We start from the raw sequence: 8043 nt of genomic DNA on the forward strand, positions 1-8043 counted from the left end.
GTCCGGGCGCGGGCGCCGCGGGGGCCGGTGCTGCCGGCGGCGGTGCTACCGGGGCCGGCGGCTCGGGGCTCGGTGAGAGCGTGCTCCCGGCGCTCGCCTCGTCACCGCCCGTCTGCTCCGCGGCCGCCTGCTCGGTGCTCGCCTGTTCTCTGCGATCGGTGTCCGTGCCGCCGTCCGGGGCCGACGCCACCGGCCCGTCCGGCTGATCGGTGCGCTCCGGGGTCTGCTCGTCCGACACCGTCGTCCTCCCTCGTTCCTGTCCACCGAGGTCCGGTGGACGCCCCGCCTGACGGAGGGGCCGTGCGCATTCCGGCCAGGTCACGACCTGCGACCGCCGGTGCCGGAATTCAAACAGTTCGGCGTGTCACGCGGAACAGTTGCCGCCCGTACGTGCCTCCCAGCGGCAGATCCTCATCGACGAGTCGCGCCCGACGGCCCGGAGAGTCGCCCTTCGTGACGCTACGGGCTTCGTCGTATACGGTGCGTGACCGTCGGACCGGCGGATAGGATCGGCACCCGTGCTCTCCATGGTCGTCGTGCTGCCGCAACCCCCACTGCTCGTCCCCGAGCTCGCCACGGGCGCGGCGGCCGAGACGGAGGAGCTGCGGGCGGCCTGTCGCTCCGCGGCGGCCAGGCTCGCGGCGGTCGCCCCCGAATGGATCGCCGTCGGGTCGGACACCGAGGGCCGGCGCACCGTCCGGCCGGAGGCGGTCGGGACGTTCGCCGGGTTCGGCGTCGACGTCAAGGTTCCGCTGGACACCACCGCCCCGGCCGACGCCCCGGATCCCGATCTCGCGTTGCCCCTGCTGATCGCGGCCTGGGCCGCGGGCACGACCGGCGCTCCCGTGCGGATCCGCGGCGAGCTCGTCGCCCCGGACGCCGGGCCGGAGGAGTGCGTGCGGCTCGGTGCCGACCTGGCCGCGGAGTGCGCGGCGGCGCCCGGACCGGTCGGGCTGCTGATCGTCGGGGACGGGGCCGCGACGCACACCGACAAGGCGCCCGGCCATCTCGACGAGCGCGCCGGGCCGTTCGACGACGCCGTGGCCAAGGCCCTCGAGTCCGCGGACGCCGCGGCGCTCGCGGCCCTGGACCCGGCCGTCGCGGCGGAGCTGTGGGCCGCGGGCCGGGCGCCCTGGCAGGTGCTGGCAGGTGCGTGTCCGCAGGGTCGGCGCGGCGAGCTGCTGCACTCGTCGGCGCCGTTCGGCGTGGCCTACCACGTGGCTGTGTGGACGTGACCCGGCTCGTCGCCGTCGTCGGCCCGACGGCCACCGGCAAGTCCGATCTCGCGCTCGACCTCGCCGAGTCCCTCGACGGCGAGATCGTCAACGCGGACGCCATGCAGCTCTACCGCGGGATGGACGTGGGCACCGCGAAGCTGAGCGTGCCCGAGCGCCGCGGGATCCCGCACCACCAGCTCGACGTCCTGGACGTCACCGAGACCGCGTCCGTCGCCGTCTACCAGCGCGAGGCGCGGGCGGTGATCGAGCGGCTGCTGGCCGCGGACCGCACCCCGGTGCTGGTCGGCGGGTCCGGGCTCTACGTCCAGGCGGTCGTCGACGAGCTGGAGTTCCCCGGGACGGACCCGCAGGTCCGCGGGCGGCTGGAGACCGAGCTGGCCCGGGTCGGTGCGCCGACGCTGCACCGACGGCTCGCGCAGGTGGACCCGGTGGCCGCCGAGGCCGTGCTGCCGAGCAACGGGCGCCGGATCGTCCGGGCCCTGGAAGTCGTGGAGCTGACGGGCCGCCCGTTCAGCGCGAACCTGCCCGGGACGCGGCCGCCCCGCTACGACGCCGTGCTGCTCGGCGTGGACCGGGACACCGCCGAGCTCGACGAGCGGGTGGCGCTGCGGGTGGACCGGATGCTGGCCGACGGGCTGGTCGAGGAGACCCGGGCGCTGGTCGGGCGCGGGCTGCGGGAGGGTCGGACCGCGTCCCGGGCGCTCGGTTACCAGCAGGTCCTGGCCGCGTTCGACGGCGAGTACGACGGTACCGACGACCCCTGGGCCACGGCCGCCGAGGAGACCGTGCGGCGCACCCGCCGGTTCGTCCGCCGGCAGCGTTCCTGGTTCCGCCGGGACCACCGGGTCCACTGGCTCGACGGCGCGGATCCGGAACTGTCGGCGCGGGCTCGTAGGCTGGTCGGGTGAGTGACGGGATCGCCTTCACCAAGGGCCACGGGACGCAGAACGACTTCGTCGTGCTGCCGGACCCGCAGGGCGCGCTCGCGCTGACGCCGCAGCGGGTGGCCGCCCTGTGCGACCGCCACCGTGGCCTGGGCGCGGACGGGGTGCTGCGCGTGGTGCGCTGGTCGGCGCTCGGCTCCGGGGGCCCGGCGCCCGAGGCCGGCGTCGAGTGGTTCATGGACTACCGCAACGCGGACGGCAGCATCGCGGAGATGTGCGGCAACGGCGTCCGGGTGTTCGCGCGCTACCTCGAACAGGCCGGCTGGCTGGGCGAGGGGCCGCTGCGGATCAGTACCCGCGCCGGGGTCAAGGACGTCACCTTCGCCGCCGGCGAGGTGTCCGTCGAGATGGGGCGCGCGCGGGTCGGGGAGCCGTCCACCGCGCTCGTGGCGGGCCGGGAGTTCGACGGCGTCGCGATCGACGTCGGCAACCCGCACCTCGCCTGCGTCACGGAAGCGGACATCCCGGCACTGGACCTCATCTCGCCGCCCCTGCACGACGAGGCGGCGTTCCCGAACGGCGTGAACGTCGAGTTCGTGTCCCCGATCGGCGTGGACGGCGTCGCGATGCGCGTGCACGAGCGCGGCGTGGGGGAGACCCGCTCCTGCGGGACGGGCACCGTCGCGGCCGTCGTCGCGGCGCTGCGGGCGGCCGGGCGGGAGTCCGGCACGGTGCCCGTGGAGACGCCCGGCGGGCGGCTGCGGGTGACCGTCCGGGACGGGGGCGCCTCCACGGTGCTGCACGGTCCGGCGGTCCTGGTCGCGCACGGCGAGCTGGATCGGTCCTGGTGGGAAGCCCTCCGGTGACGTCGGACAAGGCAGCGCCAAACGGGCGGACAGGGCACGCGGAACGTGGGACACTGGGTGTCACGATGACTGAAACCCCCCTGAGCACGACACCGCGTACCACCTCGCCCGACTTCACCGCCGACCCCCGCTTCGGCGCTCGGCGCTCCGACCCCTCCCGCGGGGACATGGAGCTGGAGGAGCGCACCTCGCTCCGCCGCGTCGCGGGCCTGTCCACCGAGCTCACGGACATCACCGAGGTCGAGTACCGGCAGCTGCGGCTGGAGCGGGTCGTCCTCGTCGGGGTCTGGACGGAGGGCACGTCCGAGCAGGCCAACGCCTCCCTCGTGGAGCTCGCGCGGCTCGCCGAGACCGCCGGCTCCGAGGTGCTCGACGGGCTCGTGCAGCGACGGAGCTCGCCGGACCCGGCCACGTTCATCGGCTCCGGCAAGGTAGAGGAGCTCAAGCTCGCCGTGCAGCAGGCCGAGGCGGACACCGTGATCTGCGACGGCGAGCTCTCGCCCGGCCAGCTCCGCCAACTGGAGGAGAAGCTCAAGGTCAAGGTAATCGACCGGACCGCGCTGATCCTGGACATCTTCGCCCAGCACGCCCGGTCGCGGGACGGCAAGGCGCAGGTCGAGCTGGCCCAGCTGTCCTACCTCCTCCCGCGCCTGCGCGGCTGGGGTGAGGCGCTGTCCCGGCAGGTCGGTGGCCGTGCCGCCGGCGGCGTCGGGATCGGTGGCCGTGGCCCCGGTGAGACGAAGATCGAGCTGGACCGGCGGCGGATCCGCAACCGCATGTCGAAGCTGCGCCGCGAGATCAGCGCGATGTCCCGTGTCCGGGACACCCAGCGCGGCAGCCGCCGGAAGACCGAGATCCCCGGCGTCGCGATCGTCGGGTACACCAACGGGGGCAAGTCCAGCCTGCTCAACGCCCTGACGAACGCCGGCGTGCTGGTCGAGGACGCGCTGTTCGCGACCCTGGACCCCACCACCCGGCGCGCCGAGACGCCGGACGGGCGGGCCTACACGCTCACCGACACCGTCGGGTTCGTGCGGCACCTGCCCCACCAGCTCGTCGAGGCATTCCGGTCGACGCTCGAGGAGTCCGCGCAGGCGGACCTGCTCGTGCACGTCGTGGACGCCTCGGACCCGCTGCCCGAGGACCAGATCGCCGCCGTCCGCAAGGTCCTGGTGGAGATCGGTGAGACGCACGGCGGCACCATGCCGTCGGAGCTGCTCGTGGTGAACAAGGTGGACGCGGCCGGGGACCTGCAGCTCGCGCGGCTGCGGCACCTCCTGCCGGACGCGGTGTTCGTCTCCGCCAGCCGTGGGGACGGCATCGAGCAGCTCAAGGCCCGCCTCGCCGAGCGCCTGCCGCGCCCCGAGGTGGACCTGGAACTGCTCGTCCCCTACACAGAGGGCGGCCTCGTCGCCCGGCTGCACACCGAGGCCGAGGTGCTCGAACTGGAGCACGTCGGCGAGGGCACCCGGCTGCACGTGCGCGTGGGGCCGGAGCTCGCCGTGGTCGCGGCGCCGTACCTGGTGGGGGAGGCGCCCCGGTCCGCCGTCGCCCTCGCTCCCGCCCTGGACAACGAGCCGCGGCGCATGGTCCGGGGCTGACCCGCGCCGCCCGTCGAGAAGCCGCACGTGAACGCACGTCCCGCCGCGCGCGGCGCGGTGGTCGCGCTCGTCCTCCTGGCGTTCGGCGTGCTCGGCACCGGGTCCGCCTCCGCGGATCCGGTGAGCCGGTGCACGGTCGAGGACCCGCGGCTCCTCGAGCTGTCCGGGTTGGCCGTCGCGCCGTCGGGTGAGGTGTGGGCGATGGCGGACAGCGGACGCGAGGTGCGCCTGCAGCGCCTCGACCCGAGCACGTGCGACATCGTCGAGACGCGCACCGCGGACGTCGACCCGCTGGACGCGGAGGACCTCGCCCTGAGCCCGGACGGCACGTTCTGGGTCGCGGACACGGGGGACAACAACCGCCGCCGGGAGACGGTCGCGCTGATCGCGGTGCCACCTCGCGGAGAGGCGCGGCTGCACCGGCTGACGTATCCCGACGGCGCGCACGACGCCGAGGCGGTGCTCGTCGGGGCGGACGGCGTGCCCGTGATCGTCACCAAGGAGGTGCTCGGCTCCGCCGGGGTGTACCGCCCGGCCGGGCCGCTCGCCGAACCCGGGCCGACGCCGCTGACCAGGGTCGGGACGGTCGTGCTCCCGCGATCGGACTCCTCCGGCGGGCCCGTCGGGGACCTCGGCTCGTACACGATCACAGGCGGCGCGACCAGCGCGGACGGCTCGGTCGTCGCCCTGCGGACCTACACCGACGCCTGGCTCTACCGGATGCCCCGGGGATCCGCGGACGTCGTCGCCGCGCTGGACGGGGTGCCGATGCGGGTCCCGCTGCCGGACGAGCCCCAGGGCGAGGCGCTCGCGTTCCTGCCCGATGGCACGCTGCTCTCCGGATCGGAGACGCGGGGGCTCGGCAAGGGGGAGCTCCGGGCGGTCCCGGGGGCCGCGGCGCTCGCCCTCGCCGCCCCCACGGCGTCGGCCACGGAGCCGGCGACGCCGGCGGTCGTGGTCCCGCCCGAACGGACCCCGGAGTGGCAGCCGGCGGTGATCGGCGGCGCGATCGCGATCGGGCTGCTCGCGCTCGGGGCCGCCGCGATGGCGCTGCACGGCCACCGTCGCCGCTGATCGCGCTCATGGTCCGGGGCCGGGTCCTCCGTGTGACGTCCGCGTTACCGATCAGCCGGACGTGATCGTGTCCGGGCCCTCGCCGCCTAGTGTTCCTTCGAGGCGGCCGAACGCGGTCGACGAGCGGGAAGGGGCGCCGAGGTGCCGATCGTGGCCGCCTACGAGGACACGCCGGGCGGGCACGACGCGCTCGTGCTCGGCGCCCAGCTGGCTCGACTGACCGGCCTCACCGCCGTCGTCGCCACGGTCTACCCGACGGACGGGATCGGGCTCTCGGCGATCGCCCGGGACCCGCGCTGGCGGGAGAAGGCGGAGGCGGTGGCGCGGGAGCGCTTCGACCGCGCCCGCGCGGTGATCGACCGCGACTGGGACTCGGCCGAGGTGGAGTTCACCCCGCTGGGTCCCGGCCCGGCCGCACCCGCGCTGGTCGACCACGCCGACGACATCGGGGCCGCGGTCCTGGTTGTCGGTTCGACGGCCGGCGGTCTCGTCGGCCGCCTCGCGCCGGGCAAGACGGTGCAGCGGCTGCTCCCGATGGCCCGCTGCCCGATCGCGATCGCCCCGCATGGCTACCGGCATTTCGCCGAGAAGCGGGTCGCCAGCATCGGGGTGGCCTACGACGGGACCGCCGAGTCCGACCAGGCCATCGTCGTGGCGGTGCACCTGGCGAGCCGGACCGGCGCGGCGCTCCGGTTCGTCGTGGTCGCGACGGATCCGGGCGCGGTGCACGAGGCCAAGAAGACCGCGCAGAAGGGAGTGTCCCGGGTCCCCGCCGAGATCGACACGTTCGTCGACGTCGTGATCGGCCGCAACGTCGCCCACACGCTGGCGAACCTGCCGGAGCGGACGGACCTGCTCGTCGTCGGCTCCCGCGGGTACCGGTTCATGCGACGGTTGCTGCTCGGGAGCGTGGCCGGGGCGCTGGTGCGCAGCGCCCGCTACCCCGTCGTGGTAGTCCCGATTCCGGAGCCGTGACCGGGCCGGTAGGCGCGAAGACCGAATTCAGAGCCGGCGCAGAACCGCGACGACGCGGCCGAGGATGCTGGCCTCGTCGCCGGGGATGGGCTCGTAGGCGGAGTTGGCCGGCATCAGCCAGACGTGCCCGTCGCGCCGCTTCAGGGTCTTCACCGTGGCCTCGCCGTCGATCATCGCGGCCACGATCTCGCCCTGCTCGGCGACCGGCTGCTGACGCACAACCACCCAGTCCCCGTCCGTGATGGCGGCCTCGATCATCGAGTCCCCCTTCACGTTCAGCAGGAACAGCTCGCCCTCGCCGACGATCTCGCGGGGGAGCGGGAAGACGTTCTCCACGGCCTGCTCGGCGAGGATGGGGCCACCGGCGGCGATGTTGCCGAGCAGCGGCACGTAGGCCGGCGACGGACGCGCGGAGCGCATCGCGACGTCCGCCTCGGTGCCCGTGCCGGAGTCGACGTCGGCGAGGTCCTCGGGGCTGCGGACGTCCACGGCGCGGGTCCGGTTGGGATCACGCCGCAGGTAGCCCTTCCGTTCGAGGGTGCGCAGCTGGTGATGTACCGAGGAGGTGGACGTGAGGCCGACGGCGTCGCCGATCTCGCGCACGCTGGGCGGGTAGCCGAAACGGTCCACCCAGTCCCTGATCACCTCGAGCACCTTGCGCTGCCGGGGGGTGAGGCCCACCGGATCCGCGGGGGGATCGGGGAAGGCGCGCACCTGCCCGGGCTTCGCCCCGGCACCGACGCCACCGGCCCGACCGTTCCCGGGGCCCGCGCCGCTGCCGGACTCGTCCCGTGCCATCTGCCCTGCCGCCTCCTTCGTCTGCGTCCCGGGCCTCGTGCCCGGCCCGGCTCGTTCCCGGCCCCGGACCGCGGCCCGGGCCTCCTGCCGGCCGACCGGGTGCCGCGCCTTCGGCGCGGCACCTCGCCGTCGCCGGCCGGAGCATCGTGACAGACCGTAGCCCGTTTCGGCCGGTTCGCCAAACACATGTTCGAACGACACGCGAGATTCTCCGGCGTGGAGCGTCGCGTCCGGGGCGACGGGGTGGTACAACGTCGCACAGACGTTCGATCGAACAGATGTGCGAGATCCGGCCGGTGAGCGGCGCGGACGAGGACGGGAGGCGCGGAGATGGCACCCAGCGCAGTGGCGGAGCGGCAGGACCCGACGGCCCGGCGGGCGGTGCCCGGACCGGAGTCGGCGGTCGGCGCCCTCGCGCCGGTGATCCCATTGCGCCGTGGTCCCCGTGCCGTTCCCGCTCCGGCCGGTTCGCCGGCGCCGCAGCGGATCCCGGGATGCACGCGGCCGTCGCCGGTCCGCCGGGGCGGCATCCGGGAGCGGGTCGTCGAGCGGCCCGGCGTGGGTCGGGCGCGGGCCCGCCGCCGCCCGGTCGGCGAGGCGCGCCACC

Annotated in this window: 8 protein-coding genes and 1 pseudogene; 7 read left to right on the forward strand and 2 right to left on the reverse strand. The window is 75.0% G+C overall.

Translation table 11 applies throughout. The features are described from left to right. A pseudogene (locus tag JWP64_RS14310) lies at positions 1–238 on the reverse strand (hypothetical protein); the annotation flags it as partial. 289 nt (positions 239–527) lie between these two features. Between JWP64_RS14310 and JWP64_RS14315 the strand changes: the two are divergent. From JWP64_RS14315 to JWP64_RS14340, 6 genes are all read left to right on the forward strand, one after another. Further along, complete coding sequence (locus JWP64_RS14315) at positions 528–1235, forward strand: hypothetical protein (protein WP_366889942.1); 708 nt, start codon at positions 528–530, stop codon at positions 1233–1235. Beyond that, complete coding sequence (miaA, locus tag JWP64_RS14320) at positions 1226–2146, forward strand: tRNA (adenosine(37)-N6)-dimethylallyltransferase MiaA (RefSeq protein WP_297496558.1); 921 nt, start codon at positions 1226–1228, stop codon at positions 2144–2146. The genes JWP64_RS14315 and miaA overlap by 10 nt, the downstream gene beginning before the upstream one ends. Then, a complete protein-coding gene (dapF, locus tag JWP64_RS14325; RefSeq protein WP_297496560.1) occupies positions 2143–2988 on the forward strand; it encodes a diaminopimelate epimerase in 846 nt (281 codons plus the stop codon). The genes miaA and dapF overlap by 4 nt, the downstream gene beginning before the upstream one ends. A gap of 167 nt (positions 2989–3155) precedes the next feature. Beyond that, complete coding sequence (hflX, locus tag JWP64_RS14330) at positions 3156–4589, forward strand: GTPase HflX (RefSeq protein ID WP_297496571.1); 1434 nt, start codon at positions 3156–3158, stop codon at positions 4587–4589. Between the two features lie 27 nt (positions 4590–4616). Next, entirely contained in the window at positions 4617–5663 is a 1047-nt protein-coding gene (locus JWP64_RS14335) for a hypothetical protein (RefSeq protein ID WP_297496562.1), read from the forward strand. Positions 5664–5813: 150 nt separating this feature from the next. After that, positions 5814–6638, forward strand: a complete 825-nt coding sequence (locus tag JWP64_RS14340) for a universal stress protein (RefSeq protein ID WP_297496565.1) — start codon at positions 5814–5816, stop codon at positions 6636–6638. A 27-nt stretch (positions 6639–6665) separates the two neighbouring features. Here JWP64_RS14340 and lexA read toward each other — a convergent pair whose 3' ends face one another. Further along, positions 6666–7436, reverse strand: a complete 771-nt coding sequence (lexA, locus tag JWP64_RS14345) for a transcriptional repressor LexA (RefSeq protein WP_297496567.1) — start codon at positions 7434–7436, stop codon at positions 6666–6668. 330 nt (positions 7437–7766) lie between these two features. On the opposite strand from lexA, the gene JWP64_RS14350 reads away from it, so the two are divergent. After that, on the forward strand, positions 7767–8043 hold a 277-nt coding region (locus JWP64_RS14350), incomplete at its 3' end, for a hypothetical protein (RefSeq protein ID WP_297496569.1).

Source organism: Pseudonocardia sp. (assembly GCF_025465255.1).
GTDB lineage: Bacteria > Actinomycetota > Actinomycetes > Mycobacteriales > Pseudonocardiaceae > Pseudonocardia.

Excerpts from the sequence above, each read along its gene's own strand:
- hflX (WP_297496571.1), top strand. The coding sequence starts at position 3,156 with ATGGAGCTGGAGGAGCGCACCTCGCTCCGCCGCGTCGCGGGCCTGTCC.
- lexA (WP_297496567.1), bottom strand. The coding sequence starts at position 7,436 with ATGGCACGGGACGAGTCCGGCAGCGGCGCGGGCCCCGGGAACGGTCGG.
- JWP64_RS14315 (WP_366889942.1), top strand. The coding sequence starts at position 528 with ATGGTCGTCGTGCTGCCGCAACCCCCACTGCTCGTCCCCGAGCTCGCC.